Annotated in this window: 17 protein-coding genes; 11 read left to right on the top strand and 6 right to left on the bottom strand. The window is 65.5% G+C overall.

The window, feature by feature from the left end:
* Positions 1-50: 50 nt before the first annotated feature.
* A complete protein-coding gene (locus KIT10_06695; GenBank protein ID MCW5898942.1) occupies positions 51-2,492 on the bottom strand; it encodes an LPS-assembly protein LptD in 2,442 nt (813 codons plus the stop codon).
* Positions 2,493-2,664: 172 nt separating this feature from the next.
* Here KIT10_06695 and KIT10_06690 point away from each other — a divergent pair, with 172 nt between their 5' ends.
* The 9 genes from KIT10_06690 to KIT10_06650 all read left to right on the top strand — a co-directional run bounded on the left by KIT10_06690 (position 2,665) and on the right by KIT10_06650 (position 11,871).
* Positions 2,665-3,801, top strand: coding sequence for an N-acetylmuramoyl-L-alanine amidase (locus KIT10_06690; GenBank protein ID MCW5898941.1), 1,137 nt, complete (start codon positions 2,665-2,667; stop codon positions 3,799-3,801).
* A gap of 15 nt (positions 3,802-3,816) precedes the next feature.
* Positions 3,817-4,845: a hypothetical protein gene (locus tag KIT10_06685; protein MCW5898940.1), complete on the top strand. Its 1,029-nt coding sequence runs from the start codon at positions 3,817-3,819 to the stop codon at positions 4,843-4,845.
* The gene (locus KIT10_06680) at positions 4,842-6,170 is read left to right on the top strand and encodes a (Fe-S)-binding protein (GenBank protein ID MCW5898939.1); all 1,329 of its coding nucleotides are present in this window, start codon (positions 4,842-4,844) and stop codon (positions 6,168-6,170) included. The genes KIT10_06685 and KIT10_06680 overlap by 4 nt, the downstream gene beginning before the upstream one ends.
* Positions 6,171-6,216: 46 nt before the next feature.
* Positions 6,217-6,705, top strand: coding sequence for a four helix bundle protein (locus KIT10_06675; protein ID MCW5898938.1), 489 nt, complete (start codon positions 6,217-6,219; stop codon positions 6,703-6,705).
* A gap of 73 nt (positions 6,706-6,778) precedes the next feature.
* Positions 6,779-7,558, top strand: a complete 780-nt coding sequence (locus tag KIT10_06670) for a (Fe-S)-binding protein (GenBank protein ID MCW5898937.1) — start codon at positions 6,779-6,781, stop codon at positions 7,556-7,558.
* 40 nt (positions 7,559-7,598) lie between these two features.
* Positions 7,599-8,108 (top strand): hypothetical protein, encoded by a 510-nt coding sequence (locus KIT10_06665; protein ID MCW5898936.1) that lies wholly within the window; start codon positions 7,599-7,601, stop codon positions 8,106-8,108.
* 82 nt (positions 8,109-8,190) lie between these two features.
* The gene (locus tag KIT10_06660; protein MCW5898935.1) at positions 8,191-8,610 is read left to right on the top strand and encodes a hypothetical protein; all 420 of its coding nucleotides are present in this window, start codon (positions 8,191-8,193) and stop codon (positions 8,608-8,610) included.
* Positions 8,607-9,767 carry a hypothetical protein gene (locus tag KIT10_06655; protein MCW5898934.1) on the top strand — a complete coding sequence of 387 codons (1,161 nt, stop codon included), beginning with the start codon at positions 8,607-8,609 and terminating at the stop codon, positions 9,765-9,767. The genes KIT10_06660 and KIT10_06655 overlap by 4 nt, the downstream gene beginning before the upstream one ends.
* Positions 9,754-11,871, top strand: a complete 2,118-nt coding sequence (locus tag KIT10_06650) for a hypothetical protein (protein MCW5898933.1) — start codon at positions 9,754-9,756, stop codon at positions 11,869-11,871. Before KIT10_06655 ends, KIT10_06650 begins: the two co-directional genes overlap by 14 nt.
* 6 nt (positions 11,872-11,877) lie before the next feature.
* Here KIT10_06650 and KIT10_06645 read toward each other — a convergent pair whose 3' ends face one another.
* The 5 genes from KIT10_06645 to KIT10_06625 form a co-directional block, all read right to left on the bottom strand.
* A complete protein-coding gene (locus tag KIT10_06645) occupies positions 11,878-13,413 on the bottom strand; it encodes a hypothetical protein (protein ID MCW5898932.1) in 1,536 nt (511 codons plus the stop codon).
* A gap of 40 nt (positions 13,414-13,453) precedes the next feature.
* On the bottom strand, positions 13,454-14,002 hold the full coding sequence (locus tag KIT10_06640; protein MCW5898931.1) for a DUF4924 family protein: 549 nt from the start codon (positions 14,000-14,002) through the stop codon (positions 13,454-13,456).
* On the bottom strand, positions 14,002-14,640 hold the full coding sequence (locus KIT10_06635; protein MCW5898930.1) for an OmpH family outer membrane protein: 639 nt from the start codon (positions 14,638-14,640) through the stop codon (positions 14,002-14,004). The genes KIT10_06640 and KIT10_06635 overlap by 1 nt, the downstream gene beginning before the upstream one ends.
* A 97-nt stretch (positions 14,641-14,737) precedes the next feature.
* Entirely contained in the window at positions 14,738-15,466 is a 729-nt protein-coding gene (locus KIT10_06630; GenBank protein MCW5898929.1) for a response regulator transcription factor, read from the bottom strand.
* 96 nt (positions 15,467-15,562) lie between these two features.
* Positions 15,563-16,594 carry a histidine kinase gene (locus KIT10_06625; GenBank protein MCW5898928.1) on the bottom strand — a complete coding sequence of 344 codons (1,032 nt, stop codon included), beginning with the start codon at positions 16,592-16,594 and terminating at the stop codon, positions 15,563-15,565.
* Positions 16,595-16,754: 160 nt separating this feature from the next.
* Between KIT10_06625 and KIT10_06620 the strand changes: the two genes are divergently transcribed.
* Both KIT10_06620 and KIT10_06615 read left to right on the top strand, forming a co-directional pair.
* Positions 16,755-17,327, top strand: coding sequence for a DUF479 domain-containing protein (locus KIT10_06620; GenBank protein MCW5898927.1), 573 nt, complete (start codon positions 16,755-16,757; stop codon positions 17,325-17,327).
* Positions 17,324-18,796: a transglycosylase SLT domain-containing protein gene (locus KIT10_06615; protein ID MCW5898926.1), complete on the top strand. Its 1,473-nt coding sequence runs from the start codon at positions 17,324-17,326 to the stop codon at positions 18,794-18,796. The genes KIT10_06620 and KIT10_06615 overlap by 4 nt, the downstream gene beginning before the upstream one ends.
* Positions 18,797-18,837: the final 41 nt, after the last annotated feature.

Below are 18,837 nucleotides of genomic sequence, written 5' to 3'. Positions count from 1 at the left end.
CGCGATCCGAGCAACTGTCAGCCGTCAACTGTCAACAGACAGTTCCCCCCTCAATACAACAGGCCCGGATCACCGCCGTAGGGCCGGCGCTGCTCGAACTTCAGGTCCTTGAGGATCGAGGCCTTCACGTTGATGCGGAACATGAAGCTCTTGCGCAGGCCGGTGGGGATCACGTTCAGGTTGAACTCCCAGCAGTGCAGGTCCCAGTAGAGGTTGATGGAGGAGGGCGTGAACTCCTCGGCCACCAGGTCGTAGCCGCTGCTGAAGCCCAGCTTCCAGTGTTTGAGGATGTTGATGTCGCCGTTGAAGAGCACGCTTTGCCGGTCGTTGTCGGTGAAGCTGTCGGCGAACCAGATGCGGTTGATGTCGTAGCTGTAGTTGAGGCCCAGGCGCCAGGGCAGGCTGAAGTTGATGCGGGCGCCCTTGCCGGGGTCGGTCTCCTCCACCACCTGCTGGTCGTTGGCGGGCGCTTCGCCGATGGCCTGGCCGTACTTGGGGCTTTTCACATCGAAACCGAGCGCCACGTTGGTGTACACCATGCGGGCCAGGCGGCCGCTCACGGCGGCTTCGGGCCGGTCTATGCGCTGCCCCTGGGCGTTCACCGCCAGCGGGTCCCACAGGCTCACCAGGTTCAGGTTCAGTTTGTTGAAGAGGGCGGTGCGCGCGGCGATGTTCACCGGCGACCAGCGGAGCGAATCGCGCAGCATGTCGTAGTTGCCGGTGATGCCGAGGAAGTCGATGAGCTTGATCTTTTTGGTGGCCTCCTCGCCGGGGGTGCTGCCCTTGCGGTCGCGCACCTTGGCCTCGATGTTCTGGATGAGCCCCAGGTTGATGCTGCCGCTTTCGCCGGAGGAGGGCTTGCCGTAGATGCCGATGTCGAAGGGCGAATAGGTGATGATGCCGCCATCGGGGCCGAAGGGGCCGGTGATCTCGGTGCCGGTATCGGGCCGGTAGTTGAAGCCCGCGCTGGGGGTGATCACATGGCGGATGGCCTTGAGCCAGCCGCCGCGGTAGGTGTAGGTGAAGAAGACCTTGCTGGTGAGGGTGGCGCCGGCGCTCCAGTCGGTGGCGCCGCGCAGGCCGGGCAATGTGTCGCGCCGCGTGGTGTTCGTTTCCGGATCCAGGGCCAGTGCGAGGTAGTCGAAGTAGATGCGGTTGGTGAAGCGCATCTCGGGGTTGAGCGAGAAGAAGCGGTTCTTCAGCGTGGTGGTGAGCGCGCCGGTGTTGCGCACGCCGTTGCGCATTTCGCCGGCCAGGGTGGGCAGGTTGCCCCAGTAGAGGCGCTCCTCGGTGGTGCTCAGGCGGTTGTCGAAGCTGGTGCTCCAGTTGAGGCCGAACTGGTCGTACCACCGGCTGGGCGCGCCGGGCCGCCGCAGCATCTGCACGGGGAAGATGCGCTGCAGGTTGGCGGTGATGGCGGGCGCGGTGATGTCGAAGGTGCGGTTCAGCGTGTTCTGGCTGTGCCGCAGGTTCACCGCCACGTTGTAGGGCTTGCCGGGCCAGATGCGGCTCCAGGCGATGTTGCTCTGGAAGGTGTTGCTGAGGAAATCGTTGGTGCTGCTGTTGAAGTTGTTGGTGAAGTTGGCGCTGGTGCCCACGTTCACGCTGGCGCTGAACCGGTCCGTGAGGCTGGCGCGCGGGTCCACCTGGTGGTTCCAGCGCACGAAGAAGTTCTGCTGCCGGCTGAAGTCGGGGAACTCCGGGTCGCTGCTCAGCAGGGTGCTGTGGTTGAGGTCCAGGTTGCCGCTGTAGCGGTAGCGCGTGCGGTAGCGGGTGATGGTGCGCGCCGCCCAGCTGCCCCGGCTGTAGATGTCGCCGGTGAGCTGCACGTCCCAGTGGTCGCTCAGCGGCAGGTAGTAGCCCCCGTTCAGCAGGAAGTAGCCCAGCTGGTCGCTGCTGCCCCACACGGGGATGAGGATGCCGCTGCTTCGCCCCTTCTTGTTGGGGAAGAGGCCGAAGGGCACGGCCAGCGGCGTGGGCACGTTGCCCACCTTCATGTAGGCCGGCCCCGCCACGATCTTGTCGTCGGGCATCACGATCATGCGCGTGACCTTGAAGTGGTAGTGCGGCTTGGGCCGGTCGCAGGTGGTGAGCATGCCGCCCAGCCCGTGCACCTCGCCATCGGGCCGCCGTTTGCTCAGCCCGGCATGCACCCAGGTGCCCTGCTCCTCGGTGCGCACCTCGCGTATCAGGCCGGTCTTCGTGCGGAAGTTGTAGCGGATGCTGTCCGCCTCGAAGGTGTGGCCCTCCTGCGTGAAGCGCGGCTTGCCCGTGACGGCCCCGGTGCTGTCCGGCGCACCAAAGGCGCTGGCCTCCTCGTTCTTGAAACTGAAGGAGATGCGCTCGGCGGAGAGCTGCACACCCTCGTATTTCACCGTGGCCGCACCGAAGAGGTACACGGTTTGCCTGCGCAGGTCGTACCGGATGCTGTCCCTGGCCTCATACCGCACCTCGCTCTCCAGGGCCTGCGCCCGGGCATCCACCGCCAACACGAACGTGATGAAAACTGCAAGTGCCGCGCGGGGTGCCGCCCCAAGGCCGCCGCTATGTTCGCGCCGGGAAGGCCTGTTGCTCGGGGCTGCCGTCATTCCTGTTCCCTTCGTTGCCGCGGACGGCGCGCCGAAATTACCGCAAGCCCTTGCCCGGCCGATGTTGCGCAGAACCATGATCCCACACCTGCTGCTGGCCGCCCTGGTGGCCGCCACGGTGCGGCCTTCGGCGCACGCCCAGACCAACAAGGGCCTGGACCCGCACCGCATACGCACCGTGGTGATCGATGCGGGCCACGGTGGCAAGGACCCCGGCGCCACCGGCACGGGGCGCTACAAGACCTACGAGAAGGACGTGGCGCTGAACGTGAGCCTGCTCGCCGGCAAGTACATCCAGGAGGCCTTCCCCGATGTGCAGGTGATCTACACGCGCAAGGACGACCGCTTCGTGGAGCTGATGGAGCGCAGCCTCATCGCCAACCGCGCCAAGGCGGACCTCTTCATCAGCATCCATTGCAACAGCAACGACAGCAAGGCGCCCCATGGTGCGGAGACCTATGTGATGGGCCTGCACAAGACCGAGGCGAACATGCGCGTGGCCATGAAGGAGAACGCCTCCATACTGCTGGAGGAGGGCCACGAATTGCGCTACGACGGGTTCAACCCGAAGGACCCCGAGAGCATCATCGCGCTGAGCCTGCGGCAGAACACGCACCTGGACCACAGCCTGCTCTACAGCGCGCTGGTGCAGAAGCAGTTCAAGGAGCGCGCGGGCCGGCCGGACCGCGGCGTGAAACAGGCGGGCTTCCTGGTGATCAGCTACACCACCATGCCGGCGGTGCTCATTGAGCTGGGTTTCCTCTCCAACGCCGAGGAGGAGGACTTCCTCCAGAGCGCCCGCGGACAGGACCTGCTGGCCAGTGGCATCTACCGCGCCTTCAAGGACTACAAGGCCCAGATGGAAGGCGTGGGCGCGGGCGATGCGCCCGTGGTGGCGCAGCAGGCCGAAACGCCCAAGCCCGCGCCGCCGCCGCCCGCCGCGAAGGAGGTGAGCTTCAAGGTGCAGGTGGCCACCAGCAGCAAGAAGTTGGACACCAAGGGCAAACAGTTCAGTGGCTTGGAGCACCTGGAGGAACACCAGGGCGCCGGCCTCTTCCGCTACACCACCGGAGACGAGGCCACGCTGGAGGCCGCGCGCGAGTTGCAGGCGAAGTGCCGCGCCATGGGCTTCGATGGCGCCTTCATCGTGGCGTTCCGCAAGGGTGAAAGGATCGATCTGCAGGAAGCCGTTAATTTGGCCCGTGGCCGTTGACGCGGTGCATTGTGCATGAAGTTGAAACGTGAGTACACCATCGCCCTCATGGTCCTGCTCGGGGCCGGCCTGCTCATCTTCGGCGTCAACTTCCTCCGCGGCCGCGACATCTTCCGGAAGCGCCACGTCATCCACGCCATCTACGCCAACGCCCAGGGCATGGTGGAGAGCAACGCCCTGCTCTACAACGGCTTCAAGGTGGGCCAGGTGGTGCGCGTGGGCATGACCGAGGACGGCACCGGCCGCATCATCATCTCCTACCAGGTGGACGAGCGCGGGCTGCGCATCCCCGATGACTCGCGCATCTCCCTGGGCGGCGACCTCTTCGGCAAATGGGCCGACCTGAAGCTGGGCACCTCGGCGAACTTCGCACAGGCCGGCGACACCCTCACCGGCGACGCGCAACTGAGCCTCACCGAGAGCTTCTCCGCCGCCATAGACCCCCTGAAGCAGAAGGCCGAGGGCATGCTGGCCAGCGTGGATTCGGTGCTCACCAGCCTGCAGCTCATCCTCAACGATTCGGCGCGGCGCGACATCGACGCCAGCTTCGCCAGCATCCGCGCCACGCTGGAGACCTTCAACCGCAGCGCCGAACGCATCGATGGCATGATCGCCGAGGAACGCGCCACCATCGAGGCCGTGCTCCACGACATCAAGCAGATCACCGGCAACCTGGTGAAGTACAACGCCACCATGGCGCGCATCCTCACCAACATGGACAGCATCACCACCGAGCTGGCCGATGGCGACCTGGACCGCATGAAGGCCGACATGGCCGCCAGCGCGGAGCAGTTGCGGCAGGTGATGGAGCGCCTGGACCGGGGTGAGGGCACCCTGGGCGCGCTGATGAAGAACGACACGCTCTACCGCAACCTGGAGAGCGCCAGCAAGGAACTGGACCTGCTGCTGGAGGACCTGCGCATCAATCCGAACAGATACATGCATCTGTCGTTGTTCGGTAAGAAGGACCGCCTGCCGAAGCTGAGCAACAGCGACATAGACCGGATCAGGCGGTCCATGGAGGAGGAGAAACGATCGCCATGACCCTCGGGAACATCATCTTCCTGCTCATCCTGGCCGCGGCCATCGCGTTGTTCGCCCGGAATGTGGGGAAGGTGGTCCGCAACATCCGCCTGGGCCGCGACGAGGACCGCACCGACCGCAAGGCCGAGCGCTGGCGCACCATGGCGCTGGTGGCCCTGGGCCAGAGCAAGATGGTGGCCCGCCCCATCGCGGGCATCATGCACATCCTCATCTATGTGGGCTTCGTCATCATCAACCTGGAGGTGCTGGAGATCGTCCTCGATGGTGTCCTCGGCACGCACCGCGTGGGCGCTGTGCTGGGGCCTTTCTACGACCTGCTGATCGGGTCCTTCGAGATCCTCGCCGTGGGCGTGCTGCTGGCCTGCTTCGTCTTCATCGCCCGCCGCGCCATACTGCAGTTGCCGCGCTTCCACAAGCCGGAGATGAAGGGCTGGCCCACGCGCGATGCCATGGTCATCCTGGTGGCCGAGATCCTCCTCATGGGCGCCTTCCTGAAGATGAACGCCACCGACCAGGTGCTCGCCCAGCGCGGGGTGGAACCCTACACCGCCGCCGGCAGCTATCCGGTAAGCACCCTCCTGCGGCCCTTCTTCGCGGGCATGTCCGATGGCACCGTGCTGCTGTTCGAGCGCTGCTTCTGGTGGTTCCACATCGTGGGCATCCTCGCCTTCCTCAACTACCTGCCCTACAGCAAGCACTTCCACATCATCCTGGCCTTCCCCAACACCTGGTACAGCAAGTTGGAGCCGAAGACCCAGGTGGCCAACATGCCACGCATCACCGGCGAAGTGCGCAGCATGATCGATCCCGCGGTGCCACCGCCCGATCCGGCGCCCGCGCGCCAAGTGGCCGGCCATGAAGTGCCCGAGCGCTTCGGTGCGAAGGACGTCTTCGACCTCAGCTGGAAGAGCCTGATGGACGCGTACAGCTGCACCGAGTGCGGCCGCTGCACCAGCGAATGCCCGGCGAACATCACCGGCAAATTGCTCAGTCCGCGCAAGATCATCATGGACACGCGCGACCGCCTGGAGGAGGTGGGCCGCAACATCGACGCCAACGGAGGCACCTTCCAGGCCGATGGCAGGGACCTGCACAGCCGCATCACCGACGAGGAGCTCTGGGCCTGCACCACCTGCAACGCCTGCACCCAGGCCTGCCCGGTGAACATCGATCCGGTGCACATCATTCTGGAGATGCGCCGCTACCTGGTGATGGAGCAGAGCAGCACCAGACCGGCGCTCACGGGCATGTTCAACAACGTGGAGAACAACGGCGCGCCATGGGCCTTTGGGCCGGACAGGAGGATGGAATGGGCGCAGGAGTAGTTGTCAGTGGTTGGTTGTCGGTTGTCAGGATCATAAGCGGAACGACATGAGCGCATCCACATCAGGTTCAGCCCTCGGGTCCTTTACGGAGTTGATCGCTTGGCAGAAGGCTCGCGAGGTCAGGAAGGCGGTCTCCAAGCTGGCGAGGACCTGGCCGGCGGAAGAAAAATTCAGGCTTTGCGATCGGATCATCCGTTCGAGCAGAGGTCCATGTTCGAACCTGGCTGAGGGTTATGGTCGATTCCATGAGAAGGACAATGCACGTTTTTGTCGCATGGCGCGCGGCTCGCTCTACGAGACCTTGGGTCATCTGAGTGCCGCATTTGATGAGGAGTACATGGATGCGGCTGCTTTGAGATCGCACTGGGCTTTGGTGGAAGAGGCTATCCGTGTCCTGAACGGTTATATCCGGTATCTGCAAGGCATGGGCATTGTCGATGGTGCTGCGGAGCCAGCAGGACCCTATGGCGAGGAAGTGGAGATCTTTGTGCCCATGCCGGCCGACCTTGCCACGGATCTCGCATCAGACAACTGACAACGGACAACGGACAATGGACAACTGACAACTGACAACGGACAACTGACAGCTGACAACTGAACACCGCCCCATGCACGTCCCCACGATCTCCGAGTTCACCGTCACCGGCGAAACCCCCGAAGTGCTCTTCTGGGTGGGCTGTGCTGGCAGCTTCGACGATCGGGCGCGCAAGATCACCAAGGCCTTCGTGCGCATCATGAACGCGGCCCAGGTGAAGTTCGCCGTGCTGGGACAGGAGGAAAGCTGCACAGGCGATCCCGCGCGCCGCGCCGGCAACGAGTTCCTCTTCCAGATGCAGGCGTTGCAGAACATCACCGTGCTCAACGGCTACGGCGTGAAGCGCATCGTCACCGCCTGTCCGCATTGCTTCAACACGCTGAAGAACGAGTATCCCGCGCTGGGCGGCGACTATGAGGTGCTGCACCACACGCAATTCATCAACGCGCTGCTGAAGGAAGGCCGCATCAAGGTGCAGGGCGGCAGCTTCGCCGGCAAGCGCATCACCTTCCACGACCCCTGCTACCTGGGCCGTGGCAACGGCGAGTACGAAGCGCCGCGCGAAGTGCTGCTGAAGCTTGATGCCGCGCTGGTGGAGATGAAGCGCAGCAAGCGGAACGGCCTGTGCTGCGGGGCCGGTGGCGCACAGATGTTCAAGGAGGCCGAGCCCGGCCAGCGCGAGGTGAACATCGAACGCAGCGAGGAAGCGTTGGGGGAGAAGCCCGATGTGATAGCCGCAGGTTGCCCCTTCTGCAACACCATGCTCACCGATGGTGTCAAACATTTCAACAAGGAAGCCGAGGTGAAGGTGAAGGACATCGCCGAACTGATCGCCGAGGCATCGGAACTCTGATGGTACACGTCTTGCCAACGAACCCCGGAAGACCATGAACATGGAGACCGCCACCCCCGCACCGTCCATCGTCAAGCGCATCGCCGACATGCCCGCGCACGCCCGCATCTGGGTGTACAAGGCCCCGCGCGATCTGGGCCAGGCCGAGCAGAAGCTCATCCGCGAACGCGGCGCGGTCTTCACCGCCGAATGGGCGGCGCACGGCCAGCCGCTGGACGCCTGCGTGGATGTGCTGCACGACCGGTTCGTCATCATCGCCGTGGACGAGGAACAGGCCCAGGCCAGCGGTTGCAGCATCGACAAGAGCGTGGGCTTCGTCAAGCAGCTGGAGTACGACCTCAACCTCATGCTCACCGACCGCATGTTCATCGTGTACGAGCGTGAGGGAAAGGTGCTCAGCTGCCGCCTGCAGGAACTGCCGGAGATGCTCGCCAAGGGCCTGATCGACGCGGACACCACCGTCTTCGACGATCTGGTGACCACCGTGGGCGAGCTGCACGAGCGCTTCCGTGTGCCGCTGCGCGCCAGTTGGATGGAGCGTTACCTGTGATGCTTCTTTCCCCCGTCGGCCATGGATAACTCGCAGGCCGTCCGCTCAATGGACCCCTGTCCAGGCGCCGATCTTGGCGCGGATGTTCCCCGGAACCGGCGCTGAAGACCCCGCCCTGGCCTGGCTGTTCCACGGCTGGGTCACGCACGTGGTGCTCTTCGCCGTGCTCCTCGTGGCGCTTGTGCTCTTCGGCTGGTGCTGGAACCGCCCGCTGCGCCCGGCGGATCGCGGACCGCTGATGCGGGGCACCATGCTGCTGGCCGGCTTCGGCCTGGTGCTGCTGCTCCGCCACGTGGAATGCGGCCTCTGGCCCGCGATCATCATCGCCGTCGGCGTCACCTTGGGCGGCTTGATCGGCCGCAACGATGGCCAGCATGGCCTGTGGCTGCCGGTGATGCTCTTCTCCGCCCTGCTCGGCCTGGGTCTTCATCTCAGCGCGCTCGTGCTCGCCGGCGCCACGGTGCTGGTGCTGCTGCTGGGCGCACCAAGCCGTGTGCGATGAAGGAAGGGCGCGGTGGCAGCAGGTGGTGGTGGGCGCTCTTCGCGTTGGTGGCCCTCAGCGGCGTGGCGGCCACGGCGTTGCTTGGCCCCGAACGCACCTGGCGCATCGCGCGCGCGGCGGCGGCATCGGTGCTCCTGGATGGTCTCGCGGAGCATCCCGGGCATCCGGACATCCCGGTGTGGCGCATCCAGCGTGACCGCGACCAACAAGGACAAGCGACGCTCCATGAGGATGAAGCGCGCCTCGCCATGACCTGGACGGCCATGGAACCCGTGGCGGGCATGCGGCCGGAGCACGCCACCTGGCGCATCGAATTGTCGCATGCCACGCCGCATGTGCCCGTGCGCGCCTTGTGGCTCGATCGCGGCGGCATCATGGACATGCTGCATGGCCACCTGGTGCACACCGCCGCGGGCAGGCTGGGCGTGGTGGCCACCTGGTCTGCGCCGGTGGGCCTGCGCATCGATGGTGCGCGCGGCCGCGTGTGCTGGCTGCGCGAACGGGCGGGACCAGAGCTACTCCGCGACCGGCATGTGGCCTATGGGGAAGGAGTGGCCTGCCGGTACGCGGGCCAGGGCTGGTCCTGTGAAGGCCGGGACCCTGAAGAGGCACGCGCGGCATGGCAGCGCTTCTGGGCCATGGCCGCCGATACGGCCGTGTCGCCCATGGACCGGCGGGACAGCCTCATGCGCCTGGTGGATGTGGAGGCCTGGCTTCGCTACGATGCGGTGCTGGAGGCCCTGGATGTTTCGGCCCAAGAGCTTGTGGTGACGCGTGATGCACGCAGCGATCGGTGGATCCCCGTGCTGGAAGGGACGCGTGCCATGGAGCGCGACAGCCTGGGCATGCGCATGGTGGACCGGGTGATGCGCGCCATGATGCAGGAACCCGACCTGGCGCATCGCCGGCAGGTGTTGCACAACGATGCGGTGCAACGGCTGCGTTCCGGCGCCTTCGATGCGCTGCTGGATGCGTTGCTGGAGCGTACCCTGCCCGCGCTGCTCGCCGATCGCGACAAGTACGATCGCGTAACGGCCGGCGACAACACCCTGTTCCGCGTGCCCACGGCGCAGGTCACCGCCCGCGCACGTACGATGCGTGCCGCCTACCACGCCTACTGGAAGGGATCCGATCGGAATAGCGATGCGCGACCATAAGCCCAGACCGGTCGGCCTCGGCGCCATCCTCATCGCCACCGTCATCGTGGCCGGCGGGCTGTTCGCCGTGTTCTCCTTCGCCGGTGCGGAACTGTTCACGGGTCGTTTGCCGCTGGGCATCACAGCGCAGGAGGTGGAGGCCTATGCAGGCTGGTTCGATCGCCGGCCGGGCCAGGCGCCCAGCAGTGAGTTGTCCCTGCTCCAGGCCGATGACCTGTCGGGAGCGCAGGGCCGCACCCCATTGCGCTCCGGAGAGCGGCAAGGCATGGTCGTTTACGAAAGGCGCGTGGAGGATCCAGATGCCATGGTCATGCGCACATCGGAGGAGGCGCTGCTGGGAACGGACAGGCACGTCCTGCTGCATCCTGCTTCGCCCGATGATCTGCGCCGCAAGTTCCTTCAACTGCTCGCCGAGGAGCTCGGCCTGCTCTCGCCCGAGGTGGGTTTCGTGCACCTCGCATCCCCGGGCATGGCCCAGCGTCCGTACTGCCGCGTGCCGATACCCGATGGTGATTGGCTCTTCCGCCATGGCATGAACGATGGTGTGGCGGTGACCTGGGGCCTGGATCCTGAACGGCCCCAGCAGTACCTGCCCGCCATTGCCGCGCAGGAGGAAAGCGCGGAGGGCATCCGTGCGCGCATGGCCCTGGCCTGCCCCGATGGCGGCCCGGCACCGGTGCCCGCACTGTTGGACCTCGTGGAGCGCGATCAGGTGGCCGGCTGGATGCTGATGCTCCACCTGGAGGGCCATGGCGATCCCTTCCGCACCACGCAGGCCTTCGCTTGGCGCACCGGCATGGGCCGCTGGTGGCCGATCTACACGCCATTGCCGCCGAGCAAGGCCGTGCATGCCGGACCCATCGCCTGCAACCCCTTCACACCTCTGCTCGATGACCCCGCATTCCGAGCCGCCATGCAGGCCCAGCGCGACAAGCTGCTGGAAGCCCGCGGGCGCTTGCGCGAACGCTGCGAGGCCTACATCGATGCCCTTGCGCCGCATCTGGCGGGCGGCGGATCCGTGCGTCTGGTGAAGGCCCGGGCGCGTGAGCAACTCGCCGAGTTGCTCGATCGCCGGTTGGGCATGCCCTTCGATCCCTTGTCGCTGCTGCGCCCCACGATACCGCCCGCCGGCCATGCCACGTTGACGCGCGGCGCATCAACTGTTGCGCCCGTCACCATGCAGGATGATGCGGGTTCCGCCTTCGCGGCCTTCAAGCGTCGAACGCGTGTGGTGGTGCAGGGCGATTCGGTGGTCTTTCCACGCGGCCGCTACGTGGTGGAGGAGGACCTGGTGCTTCCCGCCGGCCACCGTGTGGTCCTCTTGCCCGGCGCACGTTTCGAGATCGCCCCAGGCCGCAGCGTGCTCTGCCGCGGTCCGCTGGAGGTGCGCGGCACAACGCTCAATCCTGTCTTCATCCGCCCGCAAAACGCTGCCGCGCCGTACGGCACTTTCGCTGTCCGGGGCGGTGGTGCGAGCATCATCAAAGGATTGCGCATGAGCGGTGGTGCCGGCGCCACCATGCTCGGTGAGGAGCACGAGGCCATGTTGTCCATCGCTGGCATGTCGCGCACGGAGATCGACGGTTGCGAACTGACTACCGCTGGACAGCCCATACTGTCGATCGAGGGCGGCCGGTTGGCCATGGAAGGCAATGTGTTCCACGGTGGGGAGTTGCGCTTGCGCCAAGTGCAGGGCCGGATCACCGCGTGCGGCTTCACCGGTGATGCGCGCGGCCATGGTGGTGCACGGCAATGGGGTGGCCGCATCCTGGTGGAGAAGGGTCGTTTCAGCGGCATCCATGAGGTGGCCTTGGAGGCGACGGCAGGTGCGCAAGTGATGGTCTCCGGATGCACGTTCAAGCGCAACGGCACGGCCATTCGGCTGGGTGGTCTCACCGTGGCGCACGTGATCGATTGTCAGTTCGAGCACCACGACCTGGTCTTCCATCTCCCGGACGCTGGCGGCGGCCCCGGCGGAAGGCTGCACCGCTACGCGAACACGATCGTGGAGGCGCGGCGCGAAGTGGAGGTGGCGCCCAACGGGGCCGTGGTGGCCGATGGCACGATGGACCCGGCCGTGGCGCGTGCTTTCGGCGTGGAGTAGGACGATCTAAGGCTTGCGGAAGATGTCCGCCCGATCCACGGGGCGTTCGCGCTCTCGCCACACCATGCCTTCGAGGATCGCCGCGTCCTCCGGGAGTTTTTCCGTGGGATGCAACACGGCGTCGGGCCTGTCGAGGAAAGTGACCACGGCCACCTCGCCATCCGCGAGTTCCACCGCGATGCGCCCGCACTCGGCCACGTTCACGCCGATGTTCTCCTCCTCGCCGTCCTTCTGCTCGCGCACATGGAACACCGTTCGGCTGTTGCCCTCGGCCACCAATCGGCGCAGCCCGTCCTCATCGAAGAATCCCGTCATCTGCCGGCCCGCCACCTGGTCGTACCGCGTACTGTCCAGGCGCGATACGAGGAAGGCGTCCTGCTCCACGTACATGCGGTGCGCGCGCCCATCGCGCAGCGTGATGCGGATGTGACCGCCGGAGATCTGGTCCGTTCCGCTCCACAGCACGGGGCGGTGGAACATGCGGATGAGGCTGTCGGCACCGCTGTAGGTGAGCGTGTCGCAGGTGCCCTGCATGTCGCGCTTGTGGAACCGCACCTGCCGGTAGGCCAGCACATGGCGATGTGTCACGGTCCCACCGGCGCTGTCGGTGACCTGCTGCGGTGCGGTGAAGAGCGTGTCGCCGTGGAGATGGAGCGAGTCGTCCTCCATGGCCATCACCAGCAGGGCGCGGCCGGTGATCATGGACCGGTCGGTGCGTTCGTTGTAGCGCCCATGTTGTCCGCTTGACGTGATCTTGCCCGCGGTATCGGTGATCGCCACGTTGCCCCAGGCCAGGCCGATCCCCGTGGCCTTGTCGTAGTGCAGGGTGTCGCCCGCCAGGCTGCGCCCACGGTGCTCCACACTGCTGCGGCGTGTGGAGCGTGCCTGGTCGTTCTTCGTGTCGTAAGTGCCACGTCGCGTGCGGATGATGGTACTGTCGCCGGTCAGGAGGATCGTCGTGGGGCCGAAGAACTCGGCGACACCGGTGGCCATGCCGTAGTGCAGCGTGTCACCGGTGATGATGCGTTCCGGGTGGGTGATGCGCACATCGCGGCTGAAGAGGAAGAGCTTTTCGCCGGTGAGGTAGGTGCCCCGTTGGCTGGTGAGCACATCACCTTCCTGGCCGGTGATGACGGCGCCTTCGTGGTAGGTGGCCCTGCGCGATCGCAGGTCGTGCTCCAGGCTGGGCGCTTCCAGGCGCATGCGGCCATCCTCCAGCGATACGCGGCCCTCCATGCGTGCGATGCGCTGCTGGCCATCGTAACTCAAGCGGTCGCCGCGCATGCGCAGACTGTCGCCCTGGTCGATGCGCACATGGCCGAAGGCCTCCACGCGCTGGTCGTTGTACAGGTAGGCGCTGTCGCACCACATCAGGGCGCGGTCGTGCCGGAAGCGCACGTTGCCCTTGAGCCTTTGTGCACCGGGTGCGATGCGTTCATCGAAGCGCCACTCGTCCGCGCCGATGATCTCCACACGCGTCGCCTGCTGGGCCATGCCCTGCAGGGCGGCAAGCAGCAGCAGGAGGGTGGCGGTGCGCGTCATGCGATCGGCCTTTCCAAATGGCGTTCCATGCGGAACGCGGTCAATTCATCGACACGCCGGGAAGCATGTGGATGCGGTGGTAGTGGCGGCCAAGGTCCTCCAGCAGCCTTCGCATATGGCCCTCGGCCTCCGCGGTGGGGTCGCTCACTGGTTTGCCCTGGGCCTGCAGCAGCATCACACCGTACACGGCGGTGAAGCAGCTCAGGATCGGGCCGCCCTGCACACTGCCGGCCCTGCGCAGGGCCTCCAGGCCCGGTGTGGCGGCCTCCAGCAGCGCGCGGTGCGCTTCGTCCTCGACCACATCGATCAGTGTGCGGTGCAGATATTCGAGTTCCTGCACGATGCCCTGCACCTCCTGCAGGTGACCCTTCTCACGCAGGCCCTCCTCCAGCATCTGGTCCATCAGCCCAGCGTACCAGGTGCGCAGCGCGGCGCGCTTCGCTTCATGCTCCGCGGCGGGTATCAAGGTCTCCTCCACGGCGCGCAGGTCGAAGCGGTGGGCGCGCAACAGGTCCTCCAGGTGCCACATGGCGATCACGTAGCCCGTGATGTCGTTGCGTCTGCGCCAGCCCAGGGGATCCATGTCCATCACTTGCGGTCGGCCTTCTTGTTCGCGGCATGCCGTGCATTCAATCCGGCGATGACCTCATCGGTGATGTCCAGGTCCGGGTTGCCCACCCAGATCTGGCCGCCGTTCTGCACGCTGAAGATGTAGTCGAAGCCCGCCGCACGGTTGTACTCTTCGAGGAATCCCTCGATCTCCAGCGAGATGCTGCTGAGCATGTCCACCTCCATGCGGGCGAGCTGCTGCTCACTGCGGGACTGCAGTTCCTGGATGCGGCCCATGAGCGATTGGAGCTCCTCCTCGTCCTTCTGGATCTCGGCCTGCGTGCTGTAGGTGTGGTCCTTGCCCATCAGCGCCTGGTAGCGGCTCTGTGCCTTGGACATCTCGCTCTGCAGATTCGTTTCCAAACGACGTCCTTCCGCGCGGAGCCTGTCGCCCTGTTCCTTCACCAGGGCATACCGTTGTTGCAGGCTGTCCATGAAGAAGTAGGCGATGTGCGCGTCCTTGAGTGCGGTGCTGTCGCGCTGCACCACCACCGGTGGCGTTGGCTCCGGGCTGGCCTGGGGCTCGGCAGGGGATGCGGGGCGGAACAAGGCCCAACCGGCCAGGGCCGTCAGGACCACATTCCAGATGATGAGCAGGCGGGTGGTGTTGTTGGACATGCGCGAGCGATAGGACCGCCGCCTTGGATGGAGGAGGTGCGCGAAATTAGCCCATGCCGCCGGGAGCGGCCCGCCGCGAAGCCCGGCCTGTACAAGGTCACAGGCTCATCAGCTCCTTGAAGCGTGCGGCCTGCCGGCGGGAGACCTCGATCTGCTCGGGCTGGCCGTGGCGGTCGTTGCTGCGCAGCTTCACCATCAGGCCGTTGTTGAACCACGGCTCGATCCTGTCCACCCAGCGCAGGTTGATGATGTGCTTGCGGTTGGCGCGGAAGAAGACATGCGGGTCCAGCCGCTCCTCCAGTTTGTTGAGCGAGCGGAGCACCAGTGGCTTGTGCTCGTTGAAACGCACGCGCACGTAGTTGCCCTCGCTCTCGAACCAGCGTACGTCCTTCAACGTCACGAACCAGCATTTTTCGCCGTCCTTCAGGAAGATCTGGTCATCCTCGCGCAACACGTCGCGCGCGCCGGCCACCTGTTCGTTCGATTCGCGCAGTTTGCCGATCGCCGCCTCCAACCGCTCGGGGTCGATCGGTTTCAGCAGATAGTCCAGGGCGTTCACCTCGAAGGCTTTCAGCGCGTGCTCGTCGTAGGCCGTGACGAACACCACCTGGGGCGCCTGCTCCAGGCTTTCCAGCAGTTCGAAACCGCTGCGCCCCGGCATGTTGATGTCCAGGAACAGCAGGTCGGGCTTCAGCTCGGCGATGAGCTTCTCGGCTTCGTCGGCGTTGGCCGCTTCGCCCACCACCTGCACATGCGGGTGCTTCTCCAGCAGGCCCGCCAATTCCTTGCGTGCGAGCCGTTCGTCGTCGATGATCAGTGCTTTCATGGTCTTGTGTTCTTCGGTCTTCCACCTTGCTCATTGCTCATTCAGCCTGGCATCGGTCTACCCGGAGGGTCGACGCCACACATGTGTCGGAAAAGATCATCCATCCCCATTCAAGGGCACCACCACTTCGGTGACGACCATGCCCCCGCGGTTGGCGATCTCCATCCGTGCCCGGCCGTTGTATATCATTTCCAGGCGGCGGCGCGTGTTGCGCAGCCCGATGCCCGTGCCGTTCACTTTGCCCGGCGTGTAATGTCCGCTGTTGCGCACGGTGAGCACCAGGTCGTCTCCACGGCGTTCGGCACCGATGTGCAGGTCGCCACCTTGTGGCAGGTTGGCCACGCCATGGCGCACGGCGTTCTCCACCAGGGTCTGCAACAGCATGGGCGGCACCGGTTGCCGATCCAGTTCCGCCGGCACCTCGATGCTCGTGCGCAACCGTTCCTCGTAGCGCATGGCCTCCAGCGCCAGATAGGCCTTCACGATGTCGATCTCCTCGCCCAGCGGCACCACCTTGCGCTTGATGCTGCTCATGGCGTTGCGCAGGATGGCGCTGAGTTGCGTGATGGCGCGCTTGGCCTGGTCGGGGTCCTCGTCGATCAATGCGCGGATGCCGTTGAGCGCGTTGAACATGAAGTGCGGGTTCATCTGCGCGCGCAGGTTGCCGAGCTGGCTTTCTCGGTTGGCGGTCTCCAGGCGCAGGATGCGGATCTCCTCGCGCCTGTTGCGCACGAAGTAGGTGTAGGCGAAGTAGGCCAGGGACCAGATCAGCAGCAGCACCATCCAGTTGAGCACATTGCCGAAGACCCGCATCGGGTCCAGCGACAGCATGGGCGGATAGCCCGTGACGAGCAGGTCGTGCGCCGCACCCTGCAGGAGAAAGGCCGCCATGCCGAGCAGCAGGCTGGTGGCCACCAGGCGGGGCAGCACATGGCCCAGGTCGCGGCGCAGCCAGCCATAACGCAGGATCAAATGGCGGAAGCCATGGCTGATGGCCAGACCCGTGAGGAAGACAAGGGCCATCACGATGAGCAACTCGCGCGTGAGCTGTCCACTGAAGTAGTTCCACAGCGCGAACAGACCGACATAAGCGCCCCAGCCCGCCACCTGGGTGATGTAGTAGCGCATCAGTGGCGGGCGCAAGCTGTTTTCAGGCGCGGCATCGTCGGTCATCGCTTGGCCAAAGGGTCGCCGAAAGATACCCCCATGCGCCAAGGCCCTGCGGCCGATCACACGAGCGGGCCGCCGAAGGGACGGATGGGCCGTCGGTAACTTGGTCCCGCCTCCCATGAACTTTCTCGGGCACCTCTATCTCTCGGGCGATGACCCTTTGATCATCGTGGGGAATTTCATGGCCGATGCGGTGAAAGGACGTGATCTCTCGCACCATCCGGAAGGCATCCAGCGGGGCATCAGACTGCACCGCGCCATCGACGTGGCCACCGACGCGCATCCCATGCACCGCGTGGGACGGGAGCGGGTGCGTGCACATGCCGGCCGCTATGCCGGTGTGGTGATGGACCTGTTCTACGACCACCTGCTCGCCATTGATTGGCAGGAACATCACCCCGAGCCGTTGGAGGCATTCAGCGCGCGGATGTACAGGTTGCTGGAGGCCCATCACCACCTGCTTCCGCAGCGCACCCGCGAGATGCTGCCTTGGATGATGCGCGGCGACTGGCTCACTTCCTATGCCACCCTCGGGGGCATCGGCAGGGCGCTGGATGGTCTTTCGCGCCGGGCGCCCCAAGGGGCCTCCATGCAGGGGGCGGAGACCGTTCTGGCCGATCATTTTCAGGACTATAGGGCCGAGTTCGGCACTTTCCTCCATGATCTGCGTATGACCGTGCAGGGATCATGAGAACGCGCACGCGCATAGTGACCCTGGCCGGTGCTTCGGCATTGGCCATCGTGGTGACCGCCTTGTTCGCCTCACGCGTGGTGCGACCACGTGTGGAGGACCAGCGCCTGCCCTGGTCGCGGCCGCAGGTGGAAAGGGATCTGGACCGTATCGCCACCGACACGTTGCGTGTGCTGGTCATGCGCGACCCCCTCAGTTGGGAACCCCGCCCGCACGCGGAGACAGGTCTGGAGTTCGAGTTGATCGAACGGTTCGCCAAGCGCATGGGCCTCTTGTTGCGGGCCTTACCCATGGACCATCCGGACAGCATGCTCATGGCCCTGCAGCGGGGCGAAGGCGACATCATCGCCGCGCAATGGACGCCCCGGCGTTCCCAGCGTGCCTGGGTCTCCTTCAGCGCGCCCTACCGTCATGTGCGGCCGGTGATCGCCGTGTTGCGCGCCGATCCACTGATGCAGGGGAAGGGCGCTACCGTGGCGCCTGGATCGGAAGCCGACACCGCCCTCGTGAGTCCCTGGTCACCCTTTGCGCAGAAGTTGCCGGGCGCTCCGGGCAACAAGGTGATGCGTGTGCACGACACGCTCATCAGCCCGGAGGAGTTGTTGATGGAGGTGGTGCTGGGCCGGGCACAGGCCACGCTCATCACCGACGCACGCGCCGCCCACGAATCGGGGCGCTTCCCCGTGCTGGAGTTCAGTGCGCCCATGGACCCTGAACTGCCCTTGTGCTTCGTGGTGCGCCGCAACGCGAAAGGGCTGCTGGAAGCCTTGGACGAATGGTTGGAAGACCCGGACGAACGCGAGGCGCACGCGCAATTCTTCAAGGTCTATGGGCGCCCGCCGGGCAAGCCCGGTCCTATCGCCATGCGCAAGCGCATCCCGGTGGAGAACGACAGCATTTCGCCCTTCGATGAGGCCTTCCGCCTGCACGCCGGCGGCATGCGCTGGGGCTGGGAACTGCTCGCCGCCATGGCCTACCGCGAATCACGCTTCGACAGCACCGTCACCTCCCGCATGGGTGCGCAGGGCATCATGCAGATCATGCCGCGCACGGGCCGCAAGTTGGGCCTGGACAGTTCCAGCGCCATGAGCGACCATGTGGCGGCCGCGGTGCGCTACCTGAACAAGTTGGACACCATGTGGATGCGTGCCGTGCCCGATCGAGAACAGCGCCTGCGTTTCGTGCTCGGGTCCTACAACGCCGGACCCGGCCATATCATAGATGCGCAGCGCCTGGCCGAAAGTCTGGGCCTGGACCCCGACCGGTGGGAGCATCATGTGGAGCGGGCCATCCTGCTGAAGGCCAAACCGCGCTACTTCATGCTGCCCAACATGCGCAACGGCTATTGCGACGGCAGCCAGGTGTTCCACTACGTCAGGGATGTCACCGGCCTGTACCGCCAGTTGCGCTCGCTGGACCTGCCTGACCGCCGCATGGCCGGGGTGGTGGACACGGGCCGAGGGGAATAGGAGGCAAGACCCCTGCCCATGGAACGGCGGGTCCGGATCCC

The organism is Flavobacteriales bacterium (assembly GCA_026129465.1).
Classification (GTDB): Bacteria; Bacteroidota; Bacteroidia; order Flavobacteriales_F; family PHOS-HE28; genus PHOS-HE28.
The sequence above is the reverse complement of the archived record's forward strand: the minus strand, read 5'-3'. Positions and strand labels throughout refer to the sequence as shown.

Coding starts and splice junctions, on each gene's coding strand:
- KIT10_06690 (MCW5898941.1), top strand. CDS start 2,665: ATGATCCCACACCTGCTGCTGGCCGCCCTGGTGGCCGCCACGGTGCGG.
- KIT10_06685 (MCW5898940.1), top strand. CDS start 3,817: ATGAAGTTGAAACGTGAGTACACCATCGCCCTCATGGTCCTGCTCGGG.
- KIT10_06680 (MCW5898939.1), top strand. CDS start 4,842: ATGACCCTCGGGAACATCATCTTCCTGCTCATCCTGGCCGCGGCCATC.
- KIT10_06675 (MCW5898938.1), top strand. CDS start 6,217: ATGAGCGCATCCACATCAGGTTCAGCCCTCGGGTCCTTTACGGAGTTG.
- KIT10_06670 (MCW5898937.1), top strand. CDS start 6,779: ATGCACGTCCCCACGATCTCCGAGTTCACCGTCACCGGCGAAACCCCC.
- KIT10_06665 (MCW5898936.1), top strand. CDS start 7,599: ATGGAGACCGCCACCCCCGCACCGTCCATCGTCAAGCGCATCGCCGAC.
- KIT10_06660 (MCW5898935.1), top strand. CDS start 8,191: ATGTTCCCCGGAACCGGCGCTGAAGACCCCGCCCTGGCCTGGCTGTTC.
- KIT10_06655 (MCW5898934.1), top strand. CDS start 8,607: ATGAAGGAAGGGCGCGGTGGCAGCAGGTGGTGGTGGGCGCTCTTCGCG.
- KIT10_06650 (MCW5898933.1), top strand. CDS start 9,754: ATGCGCGACCATAAGCCCAGACCGGTCGGCCTCGGCGCCATCCTCATC.
- KIT10_06645 (MCW5898932.1), bottom strand. CDS start 13,413: ATGACGCGCACCGCCACCCTCCTGCTGCTGCTTGCCGCCCTGCAGGGC.
- KIT10_06640 (MCW5898931.1), bottom strand. CDS start 14,002: ATGGACATGGATCCCCTGGGCTGGCGCAGACGCAACGACATCACGGGC.
- KIT10_06635 (MCW5898930.1), bottom strand. CDS start 14,640: ATGTCCAACAACACCACCCGCCTGCTCATCATCTGGAATGTGGTCCTG.
- KIT10_06630 (MCW5898929.1), bottom strand. CDS start 15,466: ATGAAAGCACTGATCATCGACGACGAACGGCTCGCACGCAAGGAATTG.
- KIT10_06625 (MCW5898928.1), bottom strand. CDS start 16,594: ATGCGCTACTACATCACCCAGGTGGCGGGCTGGGGCGCTTATGTCGGT.
- KIT10_06620 (MCW5898927.1), top strand. CDS start 16,755: ATGAACTTTCTCGGGCACCTCTATCTCTCGGGCGATGACCCTTTGATC.
- KIT10_06615 (MCW5898926.1), top strand. CDS start 17,324: ATGAGAACGCGCACGCGCATAGTGACCCTGGCCGGTGCTTCGGCATTG.